The sequence below is a fragment of the Acidithrix sp. C25 genome (assembly GCF_904848545.2).
The window spans coordinates 295,568-312,347 of sequence record NZ_CAJHCI020000002.1 but is presented as its reverse complement, the minus strand read 5'-3'; the positions used below and the strand labels follow the sequence as shown (position 1 = coordinate 312,347).

General features: G+C 48.3%; 11 protein-coding genes and 1 riboswitch. Of the genes, 8 read left to right on the top strand and 3 right to left on the bottom strand.

Going from position 1 to position 16,780, the window contains the following annotated elements; genetic code table 11:
- Positions 1-1,256: 1,256 nt before the first annotated feature.
- Complete coding sequence (locus ACIDITHRIX25_RS94565) at positions 1,257-2,297, bottom strand: GGDEF domain-containing protein (protein ID WP_201733090.1); 1,041 nt, start codon at positions 2,295-2,297, stop codon at positions 1,257-1,259.
- A 415-nt stretch (positions 2,298-2,712) separates the two neighbouring features.
- On the opposite strand from ACIDITHRIX25_RS94565, the gene cobI reads away from it, so the two are divergent.
- Positions 2,713-3,432 carry a precorrin-2 C(20)-methyltransferase gene (cobI, locus tag ACIDITHRIX25_RS94560; protein WP_283770424.1) on the top strand — a complete coding sequence of 240 codons (720 nt, stop codon included), beginning with the start codon at positions 2,713-2,715 and terminating at the stop codon, positions 3,430-3,432.
- A 322-nt stretch (positions 3,433-3,754) separates the two neighbouring features.
- On the opposite strand, the gene ACIDITHRIX25_RS94555 is transcribed toward cobI, so the two are convergent.
- Positions 3,755-5,212: a cobyrinic acid a,c-diamide synthase CobB gene (locus ACIDITHRIX25_RS94555; RefSeq protein WP_201733088.1), complete on the bottom strand. Its 1,458-nt coding sequence runs from the start codon at positions 5,210-5,212 to the stop codon at positions 3,755-3,757.
- 43 nt (positions 5,213-5,255) lie between these two features.
- Positions 5,256-5,705, bottom strand: coding sequence for a cob(I)yrinic acid a,c-diamide adenosyltransferase (locus ACIDITHRIX25_RS94550; RefSeq protein WP_249685729.1), 450 nt, complete (start codon positions 5,703-5,705; stop codon positions 5,256-5,258).
- A gap of 78 nt (positions 5,706-5,783) precedes the next feature.
- Positions 5,784-5,958: riboswitch (cobalamin riboswitch) on the top strand.
- A 34-nt stretch (positions 5,959-5,992) separates the two neighbouring features.
- Here ACIDITHRIX25_RS94550 and ACIDITHRIX25_RS94545 point away from each other — a divergent pair.
- The 7 genes from ACIDITHRIX25_RS94545 (at position 5,993) to ACIDITHRIX25_RS94515 (ending at position 16,758) form a co-directional block, all read left to right on the top strand.
- Positions 5,993-6,508, top strand: coding sequence for a bifunctional adenosylcobinamide kinase/adenosylcobinamide-phosphate guanylyltransferase (locus ACIDITHRIX25_RS94545; RefSeq protein ID WP_201733087.1), 516 nt, complete (start codon positions 5,993-5,995; stop codon positions 6,506-6,508).
- Positions 6,509-6,530: 22 nt separating this feature from the next.
- The gene (locus ACIDITHRIX25_RS94540) at positions 6,531-7,253 is read left to right on the top strand and encodes an adenosylcobinamide-GDP ribazoletransferase (protein WP_052604756.1); all 723 of its coding nucleotides are present in this window, start codon (positions 6,531-6,533) and stop codon (positions 7,251-7,253) included.
- Between the two features lie 121 nt (positions 7,254-7,374).
- Positions 7,375-8,421, top strand: a complete 1,047-nt coding sequence (locus ACIDITHRIX25_RS94535) for a CobD/CbiB family cobalamin biosynthesis protein (RefSeq protein ID WP_201733086.1) — start codon at positions 7,375-7,377, stop codon at positions 8,419-8,421.
- Positions 8,418-9,413 (top strand): aminotransferase class I/II-fold pyridoxal phosphate-dependent enzyme, encoded by a 996-nt coding sequence (locus tag ACIDITHRIX25_RS94530; RefSeq protein WP_052604754.1) that lies wholly within the window; start codon positions 8,418-8,420, stop codon positions 9,411-9,413. Before ACIDITHRIX25_RS94535 ends, ACIDITHRIX25_RS94530 begins: the two co-directional genes overlap by 4 nt.
- A complete protein-coding gene (locus ACIDITHRIX25_RS94525) occupies positions 9,406-11,010 on the top strand; it encodes a cobyric acid synthase (RefSeq protein WP_052604753.1) in 1,605 nt (534 codons plus the stop codon). Before ACIDITHRIX25_RS94530 ends, ACIDITHRIX25_RS94525 begins: the two co-directional genes overlap by 8 nt.
- A gap of 149 nt (positions 11,011-11,159) precedes the next feature.
- Positions 11,160-14,702, top strand: a complete 3,543-nt coding sequence (gene cobN / locus ACIDITHRIX25_RS94520; protein ID WP_201733085.1) for a cobaltochelatase subunit CobN — start codon at positions 11,160-11,162, stop codon at positions 14,700-14,702.
- On the top strand, positions 14,695-16,758 hold the full coding sequence (locus tag ACIDITHRIX25_RS94515) for an AAA family ATPase (protein WP_201733084.1): 2,064 nt from the start codon (positions 14,695-14,697) through the stop codon (positions 16,756-16,758). The genes cobN and ACIDITHRIX25_RS94515 overlap by 8 nt, the downstream gene beginning before the upstream one ends.
- Positions 16,759-16,780: the final 22 nt, after the last annotated feature.

Below are 16,780 nucleotides of genomic sequence, written 5' to 3'. Positions count from 1 at the left end.
ACCAGACTCGGAGAAATCTCCGTTCCTCATGAATCAAATGACCACACATGGATCTCACGCTTTAGACCCCACACTTTAGAGAACTAATGACGATATGTCTTAGCTCTTGACCAAAGAGAACCAACAAGGATAGCGAATCGTCACCATATAGACAAAGCCCACGGGATCCAACCCTTGTCGCGAATGTTCCACGATCTCATTGATTCGCCATGTCAACTGATTCGCCATGTCAACTTCATGCCCAAGAGCTGATGGGGCCAATTTGTTCGATTGCAAGCAAACCTATCGTCGCTCTATCGTCGCGTAACGGGCCATTGGGGTTCACGATGGGGCCTCTTGGTTGGGTTGGGTAACTTGCGGTGCCGTCACTACTCGCTAGTTCTCTAGAATCTAGAACCTAGAACCTCCACCTATCCAGGAACGTAATGGGGGTTATTGAGTTGTGAACGATTGCTACGCAAACGAAAGTTGAAATGTGGAAAACGCTTCGCGTTTACGCACAATCCAACGATCTTCGCCCACGAGGCTCTTTCAACCTGTAGCTACTACCCATAAAAAAGAATAATAAAGAGATCTTTTCCAAGTCGCCCTCAACGAAATCTCAACCCTATCTAAAAATCACACTGCGCCTCGATGGAGCACTTTCATCTAATCGACAATTAACTGCTCTTGGATGCAAGTTGGAGTAGTTAATAGACCTTTGCGACCAAAGGTTACATTATTTCACCTCCTCGACAAGAAATGCCCATAGAAGGACCGAATGAAATAGCTACTGTAATAGTAAAAAAAGCGGCCTCAGGTAAACGCGAGCTGTGGTAAAATGTGCAAAAGTGATGGCCACTTGTATGCATTCTTCGTGTCCACCAACTTGCAGTTCTCAATGGCCAGTAACAATTTGCTAGAGATGAAGGCTCGATCGATAGTATTTTACGAGCGTAGGCCAGATGAGGTCAAATTATGGCCTATCAATTCTTGTCAAAACTCACCAATATTTTGCCCTGGTTGCATTGTCCTGTTTGCAACGGGGTGGCATTGCACTCTAGCTGTGGAAAAGATGGGCCATTGCTCATGTCATATGGTGTTAGAGTTGAATATTACCTTCCACGGGTAGTTCCAAGTTTGTGGTTCCAATCTGGGATATGGCAAAAATCGAAGAGGTTTATGGTCGCAATTTAAAATGATGCTACTTTTTTCGATTATCACGAAGGCTCAACGGTGTTTTTGGCTTTTGATTGCTCTTGTAAGAAATTTATCAATCAAATGTCTAGCAATTGGTAGGACGTTTCTAGATTTCTTTTCGAGCGATAGAGCGCAGCGTCTGCAGCGTCAATCATCTCCTGTATCTCACGATCTGGTGAAGCTACAACAGCGCCACAGGAGATCGGGCTAACGCTTTGTATGTTAGTGACAACTCGATCAATAAATGCATTGGCGTCGTCTCGCGTTGCGACCAAACTTAAAAAGATGAACTCATCGCCACCCCATCGAGCGACTACATCAAATGGACGAACGCTCGCTCTGATTGCCTTGGCTGCACCTATTAGGATTTCGTCTCCCATTGGGTGGCCATGAGTATCGTTGATCTCTTTGAAGCCATCCATATCGATCATCGCCAAAACCACAAAGGCGCCATTTCTTCGAACTCTATTGAGTTCACGGGGCGCAGCTAGATCCCATCCCTTGCGATTTGATAGGGATGTCATTGAATCCGTAATTGCAATTTGGCGAATCGTGTAATTCAAATACCCAGAGCTTATTGACGCTACGATCACGGTTGACACAGTTAAAAGCCAGTCCGCTAGCGGCGCGCTTGGTTTGTCGCCATAAACAATTGCAATGGTGTAGGCGACAATGATATATCCAACATGACCAAGTGATTCAGCGGTGGAAAGAAATGAAAAGACATAGAGTGCAACCCATACATAAAAGACAACTGCCAGGATTGATGGATCTTTTCCGTATCCTGTTGCTATCTCTAGGGTTATTACCGAGGTGGACGCGATAACCACTAGGTTGATGCCAACCCGGCCGATTCTTTCAGCCATTGCGTATACTGCAAATCCGACGATCATAAATGCACCATTTAGGATGTAGTCAATTAGAAAGAAAGCTGGAGACCCGAGCGCGTAGGTTATGACGATACCCATGAAGCTTCCAGCAATCACCAATGCACTGATCCATTTGCCCCTTGAACCTGTGGTGAGGGGAAGTGAAGTAGGTGCGTCTTTTAGCCAATGGTTTAGTTGTGTTTTTTCAATTGCGCTAGCAAACTTGCCCGGCTCGCTCTGTTTTGGCATGTCGAAGGTCTACTTAGTCGTTCTGAAGGTTTTATGCCCAAGTGGCTTGTAATCGCATCTTGGTCCGTCGGGGCACATCATTTCTTATCTCTCGTCACTAGTCTGCTGAATCACTATTTGAGCGCACAAGACGCTAACTATATCGCAATTAAAAGTGCATCTCTTCAATCCTATTTATATTTCTTTTATCGAACTGTATTTTTTAATATTATCACAAAATACCACTTATAGTGTTGTTTGTATTCGCAATCATACATATCGACACAAGGGGCGTTTTTTAAGCGGTAAGTGAAAATTTTCTTAGCTGTTTTCCGTTAGAATCACTTCCTGGGAGCGACGGGTTAGTTGAATCTAAAATCCCTGTAAGATATGGTCCCTTGTTGGCGATTTAACGAGGAGAAGTAAACTGCGGCGGTTGTATGGTGTTGGGGTAGGCCCTGGTGATCCGAAGATGATGACTATCTTGGCCAAGGAGATCCTTGAGTCCGCCTCGATTGTTTTAGCGCCCACGGTATCGATGGATAGTTCTGGTCGCGCAGAAGAGGTTGTGAGAGCGATCTTGCCAAATCGTGAGATTGAACGGATCGTCTTTCAAATGACTCGGGGAACTTCTGGCCAAACTTTGCGTGAAAGTAGTGCAAAGGCGGCTGCACGAGAGCTATTTGAGAGATGTGCTCCAGATGAAGATGTAGCCTTTGTGACCCTAGGGGATCCATCACTATATTCCACGTTTTATCCGTTGGCTAGGGCGGTCTCGCAATTGGATAATGGCGTTGAGATCTCGATGGTTCCTGGGATACCAGCCTTTACTTACTTGGCTTGCCGCGTCAATATGGACCTTTTGGATAATAGCGAGCGGCTATATGTCGTAGCGGTAGTCCAAGACGAAGATCTCGATCGCCTTTGCGACCTCTTGGCTGACAGGCAGGCAACTGTGGTAATTTACAAGTGTGGGCGTCGTTTTGGCAAGGTCAGAGAGGCACTCGCCAAAACCGATCGTTTGAGCCAAGCGCTAGTTGGCGAACAATTGGGAACTCAGATTGAGAGAATCGTAGAAGCCTCCTTGGTGTCCGAAGACTATTTAAGTTATTTTGCCACCGTAATTTCCCCTGCGGTAAGGTCCGACTTTGGGTAGGAGCAAGATCTTCAAAATCTTTTTTAGTTTCGATCTTGATCTAACTCTAGAGCGCAAGGGTATCAACTAAAGGCCTTACTTGGGGTCTAAATCAATTGATCTTTTTGCAAATATTAGGATAGTTTTTTCCATCTCAGAGATGCGCCCAATGCTAGGAGAAATACCGACTCTAGGAGAAACAAAGCAATAAAGCCGAAGCTTTTTGCCACTAAAGAACTTCGGTGAGTATTTTTAGTTAGATAAGGATCATTTGGATTCGGGATAAATATGGATTCGGGAAACCAATGGTCTCGGCGCCAAAAGCTTTTAGCAGCTATTGCTTTTAGATGGTGCTTTTGTTCTGGAAGCTTCTTGCAGCCTCAATGAAGCGGCTCGCAGCAACTGGGTATCTTCCAAGGTGGAGATGAAGATAGCTAGCGTACAAGGTTGGGGATGCGAAACAGGAGATCGGCGAGTCGTCTGAAATGAGCGATTGAGTCTCGACATCGATCCTAGAGTAGTGAAATTCATGGCCGTAGATCGTTGATCCAGCCTCAAAGAGTAGGTTCTCGACGGTGGCCGTCGCTTTTTTGTAGCCTAGGGTTAGTTTTTTTGTCATCGCGCATTTGCAATCTAGGAGTCCGATTGACGGGATCTCGTCGATTGCTTGGGTGAGCCACATCAAACCACCGCATTCAGCCCATATCGGCATTCCATCGAGATGTCGTCTTTGAAGTTCCAAAGATAGGCCAGCGCTGTTTGTGATCTCTCTTGGGTAAAGTTGAGGAAATCCTCCAGAGGCTATGAGTCCAACTGCATCTTTAGGGAAGGCCTCTCTTGAGGGATCAAATGGAACGATTTGGCCGCCAGCTTCATTGATCAGGTCGATATTTTCTTGGTACATAAAGGAAAATGCCGCTCCTATGGTCATGGCAATCGGTAAGGGTTTTGACCTTGGGGCCAAATTCCTTGGCGCCGCTAAATGAGCACCAAGTGCTTTATCCTTGAGCCGAAGTTGGCTCGGTCGAGCCACTGACGTTGATTTCTCTAAGATCTCTTCGATGTTGATGGATTGGCTGAGGCGATCGGCTATTTGGTCGATTTGGGTCGCAACCATTTCTAAGCGCTCGAGGGCTGGTATAAGACCTAGGTGGCGCGATTCTAGATTCGGGAGCGAACCATAGGGAATATGCCCAAAGCATCTGATTCCCAGGTTGCTAAAGGCACCATCCATCAGCTGTTGATGGCGGGAACTCTTGGTCTTATTGACTATCACCCCAATTATATTGGAGTCGCCACTGGCCTTTCTTGCATGCTCGATAAATCCAGATGCTTGGGCCCCAATGGATTGAGACTGACCCCTGCCGTCTAGGACTAAGACTATCGGTAAGTTCAAGATTTTAGATATCTCGTAGGTTGAGTGGTGTGATCCTAACCTGGGGGGATCTCCTTTGATTGTTTTTTCGTCGATTCCTAGCTTGTCAGAGCCGTCGAAGAGTCCCATTACACCCTCTACGACAACGACGTCGTTGTCTTCGCATGCGCGATAAAAGGAGGTCGATACGCCATCTCTCCCCGTCATAAACGAATCCAAGTTGTAGCTTGGGCGTCCCGTTGCGATTTGATGATAAGAGGGGTCTATGAAATCTGGTCCAACTTTTGCAGCTCCGACTCGATAGCCAGCTTTTTTTAGTAAAGCCATTATTCCAATTGAGATAGATGTCTTGCCAACTCCTGATGCCGAACCAGCGATAAGGAATGATCTAAAGTCATTGTCTGGGATTTTTGTCTCCTGGGTCATTTTGATGAAGAATTAAATTGGCCGCAGTAATTTCGGGTCACCATCAAAACTCAATGCCTTTCTTTGCCCTGATTCCCTGGTCGTATGCGTGTTTGATCTTGCGCATTTCGGTAACAGTGTCGGCTATTTCTATCAACCCATCTGTTGCATCGCGTCCGGTGATGACAACATTTGTCTTTTTCGCGCGGTTTGTTATCGCTGAGATAACCTCATCTTCACGCACCCAATCGTACTTTATGGCGTAGGTAAGCTCGTCGAGAATTATCAGGTCGTAGTCGCCGCTGATAAGGAGGTCTCTAGCGACGCCAAAGGCGTGGCGTCCTTTAGCGGCGGTTTCATCAAGATCGGTCGATTCCCACGTGAAGCCATCCCCTAGGGTGTGCCACTCAATTCCCAGTGTGTCAGCAAGTTTTTTTTCACCGGTTTTGTATTTGCCTGACTTGATAAATTGAACGACAACTACTCGCCATCCACGCGCCCATCCACGTGACATGACTCCAAAAGCCGCCGAAGACTTTCCTTTTCCGTGACCTGTGTTTAGTAATACGATTGAATCTGCAATTCCCATACTTCTAAACGGTAGTATGAAATTGGAATTTCAGGGAAGTTGGGTGAAATGCCCGCGCTGTCCCGCAACTGTAACGTGGAGCATCGCACAGCAATGCCACGGATGAAAATCTCATCTGGAAGGTTGTGCGAAGGTGATGAAACGGAGCCAGGATACCTGATTTGACCTAAAAAATAGTTCGCGCCCATGGGGTCGCGAGATGCGAGGACATCTTGAAAGTAGATAAGGAACTGGTTGTATTCTTTGGAGGAACGCGATCAGGTAAGAGTGATATAGCCCAGAAGTGGATGGAGCGCTACGGTCAGCGCTGCACCTATGTCGCAACACTGGGCCAATCCAATGACATCAATGATCGTATTGCCAGGCACCAATCTCGGCGCGCCTATTGGATGTCAACTATTGAATTGGAGTCGGGAGATCAACTCGTCGATCTAATCGTCAATGCCACTAAACCACTTTTAATTGATTCAATAGGTACCTGGTTAGTGCGATACCAGGACTTTTGCGCTCCGATTGAGAGACTTTGTAGCGCTCTTGGAAATAGACATGTTCCAATCGTCGTAGTTGGGGAGGTCGTCGGTGCGGGCGTTCATCCTGAATCAACTACAACATTTGACTTTGTTGACAAGGTTGGTCTTTTGTCCGGTGAGATCTCCAACATAGCTGATCAAGCATTCTTAGTTGTCGCTAATCGTCTGATGTCTCTTGAGCTTCCATGGTGGAGCTGACCATCGGTCGTGATAGTTGACGATGAGAAGTTTTTTTGCATCACTTAGTTTTTTATCGATCTTTCCCACTCGAGGTCGCCTCTCCCGGGGATCACTTGCTGTGTTTCCGATAGTAGGGATGCTGCTTGGTTTGGTTATTGTGATCGTTTCTCTTTTGGTCCACCCATTTTTGGGTGTCATACCATTTGGTGGCGTCTTGGTTGGGGTAGATGTAGTTATAACCGGTGGGCTTCATTTGGATGGGGTGGCCGATTGTGGCGATGGTCTGATCGCGCCGTTGTCACGAGAAAAACGCCTCTTGGTGATGGCAGAGCCTCAAATCGGTGCCTTTGGTGCGATCACGGTCGGAACCGTACTTTTGCTTAGATTTTCATATCTGAGTTCATCTTTTGGCTTTGGCGCGTTGATCATTGGCGGTTATGGCCTCTCTAGGGCAATAATGGCTCTTTTGGTCATCTCCCAAAAGCCAGCTCGATCTAATTCGATGATTGGGGTCTTTGGTCTGACCAAGGAGTCAGAAACTAAATCGATAATGGCTGTTTTGATTGTAGAGGTCGTTGCAATTGTCGCCGTTATGACTCTTTTGGAAGGAGCAAGGCCGCTTGTTGGCATTGTTTTTGGCTCGCTGTTGGCTATTTTGGTTGTTTGGCGTGCGCGGTCTTGCCTAGGTGGAGTCACCGGTGATGTTCTTGGGGCTGCCGGGGTCGCCTTTGAGGTTGGATTTTTCCTAAGCGCTATTCGGTAGATTGGCGTCGTTAGTGGCTCCTCGCTGTTCGTTTGTCGCTTAATTTTTTGAGGATTTGTTGATTGTTTGAATCAGGTTGCGCCGTTTAGTCGTGGCCTAGGGGTTTGAGTTGGGATTTACGATGGTTTTTTATGCGAGACAGAAGAAGAAAATGGCCAAGGGCCTACGCATTAGGGTTGGAGCAAACTCTAGTGTTTCAAGGGCAATGGGAATAGTGGGTGGTTACCTTTTAGATTCCACAATTGGTGAATTGCCATCCCCAATTCATCCTTTGGTGCACTATGGTAGATACGCCAATTTTGCGCAAGAGATCTTTTGGAGCGACACCAAGGCGGGGGGCCTTCGTTATTTGGCTGCTCTAGCCGCTCCGATAGCCTTGTTCGGGTTGGTTCCAAGGGGATGGAAGAGGGAGACCTTTGCAACATACTTAGCACTTGGGCGCCGTTCTCTAGTTCAGCACGTGGAGGAGGTTCTGACTCATTTGGAGGCCGGTGATATCGCTCCTGCGCGACGGGCTCTCTCGATGGTCGTTGGGAGGGATACCGCCGAACTAACTTTCGAAGCTATCGCTAGTGCTCTGGTTGAAACGTTAGCTGAAAATTTCAACGATGCTGTGGCGGCGACGATCTTTTGGGAGGGCGTCGGCGGTAACCGCTTTTCACTCTTACACAGGGTGGCAAATACAGCAGATGCCATGGTGGGGCATTTGAATAAGCGTTATGTTAACTTTGGATTTGTCTCGGCTAAGACTGACGACGCCTTGGGGTATCTCCCGGCACGACTTGGATCACTGGCCCTGATTTTGGGAGGGGGAGGAGCAACCCTTGCACAAGTGATCAAGATAGTTCGTCTGAGTCACTCTCAATCTAGAGCTCACCCTTCTCCCAATGCTGGCTTAATGGAGGCGACCCTAGCAAATATGCTCGATGTAGCCTTGGGCGGTCCAATCACATATGACGGGGTCTTATCTGATCGACCCAAATTGGGCGGATCAAGGGGCGCAACACCGGCGGATGTAAGGCGTGCGATTGAGGTTGTAGATCGAGCTTCACTTTGGATGGTCGCAATCGGTGTGGCAATTGCTCTTTCACCTGGGATAAAGGTGACTACGAACTCTAACAACTCCTATGACTCTGGCCCTTTGGCAGCCGATGGATCTCCGTGTTGAAGATACCCGTTGGCACGCCTATATCGAAATGCGATCATGATAAGGTCGCTGAGATGGCACTAGGTCTCGCCAACTCCCCCCATGGAGGCAATGGTGGGATGATCGAAGAGGCTCTTTTGATGGAGGCCGGGTCACTTTTGGATCTTTCTGCATCCATTAATTTTGCTGCCCCGGATTTTCGCGAGGATTTGATCGCATCTTTAGACTCCCTTAGCCGATATCCCAATGAATCTTCAAGCACTAATCTTCTAGCGAAGGCACTCAACGTCGATCCAAACCTCTTGGTTTTGACCAATGGCGGCGCCGAGGCGATCTCATTAGTCTGTGGGTACATCAAGAGTGCAAAGGTCTCTCGTTTTGACTTTGGACTTTATAGCCGATACCTTGCCGATAGTAGTGGCGGGCAAATGATAGTCTCTAATCCAAATAATCCAAGTGGCCAATTGATAGGTGATGTTGATGATGTGATCGTCTACGACGAAGCTTTTTACCCTATCGCAACTGGCACTTGGACGCGACGCGACTTTGAGACGGGTGCATTTTCATTGGGTTCGCTGACCAAATTGTCTGGACTACCGGGTTTGAGGCTTGGTTTTTTGATCGCTCCTAACCATGAGACTGCAAATTCAATTCGTAGAGCTAAGACGCAGTGGTCGGTTTCTGGCCTCGCCTTGGCGATGGTGCCTTTGATCTTAGAGCGAATCGATCTGAGCCAAGTTGCTTTTGAAACCGCTAGAGGGCGACGCCGCCTTGTCGAGATCTTGACAAGGGCTGGGTTGGTTCCTTGTCGCTCTGATGCAAATTACCTTTTCATCAAAGACGCACCGAGGCTATTACATAGGCTCCTAGAAAAGGGGATTTTATTGCGCAGTGGTGGATCATTTGGCTATATCGACGGAGTTCGAATAGCCGTTTGTGACGAGCATGGATTGGATCGCCTAGAAGGCTCACTCGAAGAGATCTGTCAAAGGTATGGTGCTTGGAATGTCTAATAAAGGACTGTTAGTTACTGGAACTGGCTCCAATGCCGGTAAGTCATTCGTGGTCACGGCCATCATTAGAGCCTTGGCCAATGATGGAGTTTCAGTCGCGCCATTTAAGGGCCAGAATATGGCGTTGAACTCCTATGTGACGCTCGATGGTAAAGAGATTGGGCGTGCCCAGGCGTCTCAAGCTGCCGCAGCTAGAATTGAAGCGACAGCTGAGATGAATCCGGTTTTGCTCAAACCAACTTCTGCAATGGCCTCTTCAGTTATAGTCATGGGCAGGGAGTCTGAAACCTTATCTGCGAGCGCCTTTCAGAGTAGGAAAATGGAGTTGACGGGGATTGTAGATGGCGCCTTCAAAGCTTTGACACGGAGTTATGACGTAGTTATATGTGAAGGAGCGGGTTCTCCAGCGGAGATCAATTTAGCCTCTAATGACCTTGTGAATCTAGGATTTGCAGATCGAGTCGGAATTTCTTCGATTCTGGTCGGTGATATCGATAGAGGAGGTGTCTTTGCTAGCCTCTTTGGTACCAAGACCATCCTCGCCCCTGAGCTGAGCAGCAGAATTCGTGCGTTTGTTATCAATAAGTTTCGTGGGGATCCTAGCCTTTTAGAGCCGGGACTAACAGAACTGTTGCGCCTCACATCTACTCCTACAATAGGGGTAATTCCCTATCTTCCAGATATGGGCGTGGACGCCGAGGATTCATTGGGTCTCTTGGAGCTTTTTTCGCCACGGAGTCGTTCGATTAACGGTAATTTTCAAGGGGGAGTTCCCTGCGGTGATGAGAATGGCAAAAGGGTAGATTCACGCCTTGTCGTTGGTATCTTGAACCTGGCTTACCTCTCTAACTTTAATGATTTTGAGCCACTGGCGAAGTCGCCTCTTGTTGACTTACGGTTGGTGAGTGATCCCCGAGCCCTGAGAGGGATAGATCTATTGATCATACCTGGGAGCAAGAGCACCGTCTCGGATTTGATGGCGCTTCGAGCGGCGGGTTTCGAAGCTGCGATCGAAGGCTTTGTGGCCAATGGCGGTGGTCTTTTTGGTATATGCGGTGGTTATCAGATGTTGATGAGCCTTATCAACGATGGCGTGGAGTCGGAATATATGGGTTACAAGGGATTGGATCTCATATCCGGAACAGTCAATTTTCAAGGCGAAAAGACCCTAGCTCGACGTAATGGAAAGTTGGCGATTGCGAAAAGCACTGAGGTATACGTCGAGGGCTATCAAATTCACCACGGCATTGTAGATCGTTCTCCGGGCAATCCTCTCTTTTATCTAAAGGCGCCAGATTCGACCCAAAAAGCTCAGATATCTGATGCAGGTGGCCCTTCACAAAGCTCGCTTGATGAGAGTGACTATCTTGAAGAAGGTTATTGTCAGGGCGCTATTGGCGGAACGACCCTTCATGGACTCTTTGAGAACGACCAAGCCCGTAATGGAATTCTCGACTATTTTGCCCAGAGAGTCAATAAGCACTATAGGGATGACTTTTCCTATGGTCTGATTCGCGAGGCGTACTTTGAAAGTGCCGCGTCGTTGATCCAAGAAAATCTCTCGATGAGTGCAATCTATTCGATGATCGGTATCTGAGCACCCCAAGTCGCCTTTGAGAAAGTTACGGTTTTAGTGAGCGACTCTTGACGATGATGGACTCGGGGCCTGTGTCTTTTGATGACATGTCTCTGGCTTTTTTTTGTATGAGCTTTATCAAGTAATTAATTGAGAATTGGAAAGATGGAATGATTCTTTATATCTCGAACGCTGACACCGAGATCCTCTCGATCGCCTTGGTCGGCGATGAACTTTCTGGGGAGCTTGGTCGAATTAGCGCAAGACGTATTGATGAGGTGACTCCAAGTGAGATCGCCTCGGCGTCGCTGATTGCACTTCGAGTCCTTGGCGGACGAAGAGGTTTGAGCGATCAAATAATGGAGCAACTTAGAGGTGCGATGGAGCGCGGGATCTTCGTCTGTCTATTTAGTGGAGAGGCCGACTTTGATCCCGAGCTTGCGACTTTGTCCAACGTCCCTGAACCTATTTTGGTAAGCGCAGCCTCTTATCTAATTGAGGGTGGCCCCGATAACTTCGCGAACTTCTTTTACTACTTGTCTGATACCTTGTTGATGACAACTATCGGGTACACAAAGGCGCTTGCAATTCCACAAGTTGGCGTTCTAGGTGGTTATCTTCCTGATGAGGATGATAATAACAATGTCATAGTCTTTTTCTATCGGGCACATGCTATCTCGGGAAATACAAAATTCATAGATGAGATCTGTCAAGGGCTGGCCAAAGAGGGCCTTCATGGAGTGCCGATCTATGCCTATTCACTTAGGCGAATCGACAATGTCGCCCAAGGCGATGATGTCGTGGCATTTGCGCGGAAATTCCGACCAAAAGCCGCAATCGTCACCATGTTAGCCGCTGGAAGTTTCGACGAAGAGACGATGAGTTGGGATGCTAGCGCCACAAGTGATCTGGGTGTTCCTGTCTTTCAGGCAATTATCTCATCGGCTTCGAACAAGGAGTTCCTAGAGTCTGAGGTCGGCCTTGGGCCACTCGATGCGAGCTGGCAGGTCGCAATCCCAGAGTTTGATGGACGGATTATAACGGTTCCTGTCTCATACAAAGAGGAGATAGAGTCGGATCTTTCTCAAACTGCCGCCATCTATGCCTATCGATGTGACCCAGAGCGAATATCTCGAATGGCGCAGTTGGTCAGAGGCTATGTTCAACTGGCGAACCTCGCTCCGGCTAAGAAGAAGGTGGCGATAGTGCTTTCTGCATATCCAACCAAGAAGTCCAGATTGGGAAATGCGGTTGGCCTCGACACACCAGAGTCGGTGATAGTTCTCATGAATCACCTTAAAGAGATTGGATATCACATTGAAGATATCCCTAACTCCGGCGTCGAGTTGATGGAGAGGCTCTCTGATACCTATGAATATGAGGAGTTTGCCCTAGGGATCAAGCAGGGGGCCGCAGTCACCAATCGCATGAAGGTCAAGGACTATCTTGGCATCTTTGGGTCATTTTCTTCTTCGGTCCAAGAAACGATGATTAAGTCCTGGGGTGATCCACCTGGTGATTGGTATCATGAAGATGGCGAATTCTTCTTTCCTGGAATTTGGTTCGGAAATATCTTTTTAACGATACAGCCTCCGCGCGGATTTGGAGAGAACCCGATCGCGATCTATCACTCTCCAAAGTTGGCGCCAACGCACCACTATGTTGCTTTCTATCGGTGGTTGGAAGAGATCATAGGCGTTAATGCAGTCGTCCATCTCGGCAAACACGGTACCCTTGAGTGGCTTCCGGGTAAGGCAACTGGTCAATCAAGACACTGTTTTCCAGATCTCACCTTGGGTTCGATTCCGCTTATCTACCCATTTGTAGTAAACGATCCGGGAGAGGGGACCCAAGCTAAGAGGCGTAGCCATGGAGTGATTATTGACCATATGATTCCCCCTCTCACGAGAGCCGAGAGTTATTCGGAGCTCCTTGAGCTTGAGACATTGCTCGATAACCATGCGCGCTATCTTGTTTTAGATCCCTCAAAGCTGCCATCGATTCGGGCGTCCATCTGGGAGCTTATGCAAGAGGTCCAGATGCATAAGGACCTAAATCTAGACGGTGCTTCATTTGACTTTGAAGACGATGACTTTGATGAGATATTGCTCGAGTTGGATGGGTATCTTTGTGAGATAAAGGATGCAACCATTCGAGGTGGTTTGCACGTGCTGGGTCGTTGCCATGATGGGCAACCCCTTGTCGATTTGATCTTTGCGCTGAGTCGAATTCCTGCCTTCTCATACCCGTCTCTGCATGAAACAATTGCCGAGGTTGCCCACTTGGACCCACAAGATCGAAACCAAAGCGATGCGATAGCCGATGTAGCATCCAAACTTATCAGTGAATATATATTGGCCCAAGAGGTTGAGTGCGATTCAGAGTTGCATCGAGACCTTAGGGAAAATAGTCAAGTTAGAAGCTGTCTTGAAGCCCTTCGCATGGAGTTGCTGCCTCGTCTGGATGCGACAATTGACGAGATAACTGCCATAGAACGAGCCTTGGCTGGAGAATTTATTGAGCCAGGTCCTTCGGGCTCACCATCTCGCGGTGCGGTTCAAGTTCTACCAACCGGGCGAAACTTTTATTCGATCGATCCTAGTTCGCTTCCAACCATCGCTTCCTATGAGACCGGTGCACTGCTAGGCCAAGCGGTCTGTGATCGCTATCTGCTTGAGACGGGATCCTATCCAACATCGGTTGCCATCGTCGTTTGGGGGACCGCGGCTATGCGTACTGGCGGTGATGATATAGCTGAAGCACTGTGGCTAATGGGCGTGAGGCCCAAGTGGGATCCGTCAACGCAAAAGGTAGTTGGCTTCAGCGTTATTCCAGATGAAGAACTAAAGCGGCCTAGGGTGGATGTGACCTTGCGTGTCTCTGGATTCTTTAGGGATGCTTTTCCGGGTGCCATAAGATTGTTTGACCAAGCTGCAATGGAGGTTGCTAGGTCCTTCCCAGAGTCAAATTTAGGTTCTTCGGGCGAGATAGCCCGAGTCTTTGGACCTGCTCCTGGTGGCTATGGATCGGGGATACTTCCTCTTTTGGATGCTGGGAATTGGCGTGATGACCAAGATTTGGCTCGGGTCTATCTGGCATGGTCTGGCTATTCTTATTCGAGCAGTGGATTTGGGATTCCAGCCCAAGAGGCCCTGGTAAAGAGACTTGGTGCTGCAAATATAGCGATCAAAAATCAAGACAATCGTGAACATGACATCTTTGACTCCGACGACTACCTCCAAGACCATGGGGGAATGCTTGCGGCCATTAGGTCCATTACAGGGGTAGATGCCAAGGGCTACTTTGGAGATTCCTCTAATCCGACCTCGCCAAAGGTTCGCTCCCTAGCAGAAGAGGCAGCTAGGGTGGTCCGATCGCGGGTTATCAACCCAAAATGGATCTCTGCTATGCAAAATCATGGTTACAAGGGTGCCTTTGAACTCGCCTCTACAGTTGACTATCTCTATGGTTATGATGCCACTGCAAATGTGGTTGAAGATTGGATGTACGAGCGAGTCACCCAAGCCTATCTAGGGGATCCGAAGGTGAGAGGCTTTCTCCATGAGGTCAATCCTCATGCCGTGGTATCCATTGCCAATCGATTGATGGAAGCCATATCACGAGGACTTTGGGAGGAGCCATCTCGCGAGGCCAAAGAGCTCCTTGCCGGTGAAATATTGGCGGAAGAAGGTAGGCGAGAGGCCAATGAGTAAGATCTTTCCATTTAGCGCAGTAGTTGGTAACGAAGACCTAAAGCTAGCCCTTATTATCGCTGCAATCGATCCAGCAATTGGTGGGGTTTTGGTGGAAGGGGACAAGGGGACCGCTAAGAGCACCTTGGCTCGCAGCTTGAGCGAATTGATAGATCTCAACTCTCCATTCGTGGAACTTCCCCTAGGTGCTACAGAAGACCGACTCAAGGGATCGATAGACCTTGCCCGCCTCCTTGGCGACAAGGAAGTGGTTATCTCTCAGGGCCTTATCGGCAAGGCAAATCGTGGCATCTTATATGTGGATGAGGTAAATCTCCTCGGGGATCACTTGGTGGATCTGGTATTGGATGCTGCGGCAACGGGTATCAACAGAGTGGAGCGCGACAATGTGTCGGTTGTCGAAGAGTCGCGGTTTGTGCTGATTGGTTCCATGAATCGTGAAGAGGGTTGGTTGCGTCCACAGCTGCTTGATCGTTTTGGTCTTTATGTTAGGGCCCAGCCCTTGGTTGATCCAAGTGAACGCATCGATGCTGTAAGGCGAAGATTGGATTTCGACAGAGATCCAGAGCGTTTTTGCCTGGCCTATCTAGAGAGTCAATTAGAGCTTCGGGAGGCAATCCAAAGAGCAAAGTTCTCAGCCCAAAAGGGAGACCTTGGCTTGGCGGCCTCCTTTGATGAGGGTTCATGGGAGGAGTTTGGAAAGATCATTTCGCACTTTGGTGCACCATCGCTCAGAGGAGATTTGGTATTGATCCGAAGTTCTGCGGCCTATGCAGCTTGGTGTAATGAGGAGGTAGTGAAGCCTTATCATCTAAAAAGAGTGGCTCCAATGGTCTTTGGCCACAGAAGTGATGCCACATTAGCCACCGAAAATGATCGCCAAGAAGGAGATGGTAACAGATCCTCTTCAAAAGGTAGATCGAATTCCCAAGCTGAAGGCGCTAAATCGATGGATGAGCGCAATAGCCGAGAAGACCCAAAACCCAAGATAAAAGGTGAAACCCAAGATAGAGTAAGCCAAGGCTCTAGTAAAGCCCCTGGCCAAGACCTTAACGCTGATATGCCTACCAAGACAGATGAGAACGATTCCATGGACGATACGCCTAGTCCTATGAGCGAAGTTGGAAGTTCATACAACGCACTTGGTGAGGCTAGGGCCAAGAACCTAGCCAAGACTGAGACTGAAACTGAGGGCGGCCCGTCTCGTAATGATCCATCGGCCTTTGGTGATAATCGTGGCCGCGGAAGCTACAATGTGGCCGACTTTGATCTATCGAAAGCTTCGGCTCGGCCGTTGCTCTTCGATAAGTCGCGACCATTTGGAGCCAGAAACTCAGATTTTGTAGACCCCTCGCGACGACCAAACCCGCTGGCCCCTTCACAAAGCCGAGGTGTTGCGGTGGCTAGCGTGGCTTTGAGCACTTATGATTCAAATAAAATCGCATACACCGCCAGTGTTGTGGCAAATATCGTGCGTATATCGATGAGTAACTCCGAACAAAGTGATCTTTCGAGCGACGATTTGAGAAGCACGCTTTTCTTAGAGAATCAAGCCCGGCTGGTCATCGTTGTCTTAGATACCTCTTCCTCGATGGGACTCGATCGTAGGGTGACCCTGGCAAGGGAGATACTCTCTGGAGTCTTGGAGAAGTCATACCAAAGAAGAGATAAAGTTGCTTTGGTGGCATTTGCTAGAGAGAGTGCATCCACGATTCTCAAAGCTACTAGAAGTATCGAGTTGGTCGAGCGTCGGCTGGGCCAGCTTAGATCGGGAGGCACTTCACCATTGCACCTCGGAATCCAAGAGGGTATCAAGCTGTGTAAAAGTACTAGCAATGGCGGTTTGAATCCGCTTCTAATTGTGCTGAGCGACCATCGCCCGACCTCTGTGCAAGGCGATGCTCGGGTTTTAGCAATGGCGGCTGCTGAATCGATTGCATTTGAGAAGATCGAGGCAGTCTTTGTGGATTTGGAGATGGACCATCCAAAGATTGGCCTTTGTCGAGAGTTAGCGCGATTAGCCAAAGCAAGTTACATTGATTTTACAGGTCAATAGATGACCGACTGGGTGCTTTCTA

Excerpts from the sequence above, each read along its gene's own strand:
- ACIDITHRIX25_RS94565 (WP_201733090.1), bottom strand. The coding sequence starts at position 2,297 with ATGCCAAAACAGAGCGAGCCGGGCAAGTTTGCTAGCGCAATTGAAAAA.
- ACIDITHRIX25_RS94555 (WP_201733088.1), bottom strand. The coding sequence starts at position 5,212 with ATGACCCAGGAGACAAAAATCCCAGACAATGACTTTAGATCATTCCTT.
- ACIDITHRIX25_RS94550 (WP_249685729.1), bottom strand. The coding sequence starts at position 5,705 with ATGTCACGTGGATGGGCGCGTGGATGGCGAGTAGTTGTCGTTCAATTT.
- ACIDITHRIX25_RS94540 (WP_052604756.1), top strand. The coding sequence starts at position 6,531 with ATGAGAAGTTTTTTTGCATCACTTAGTTTTTTATCGATCTTTCCCACT.
- ACIDITHRIX25_RS94535 (WP_201733086.1), top strand. The coding sequence starts at position 7,375 with ATGGTTTTTTATGCGAGACAGAAGAAGAAAATGGCCAAGGGCCTACGC.
- ACIDITHRIX25_RS94525 (WP_052604753.1), top strand. The coding sequence starts at position 9,406 with ATGTCTAATAAAGGACTGTTAGTTACTGGAACTGGCTCCAATGCCGGT.
- cobN (WP_201733085.1), top strand. The coding sequence starts at position 11,160 with ATGATTCTTTATATCTCGAACGCTGACACCGAGATCCTCTCGATCGCC.
- ACIDITHRIX25_RS94515 (WP_201733084.1), top strand. The coding sequence starts at position 14,695 with ATGAGTAAGATCTTTCCATTTAGCGCAGTAGTTGGTAACGAAGACCTA.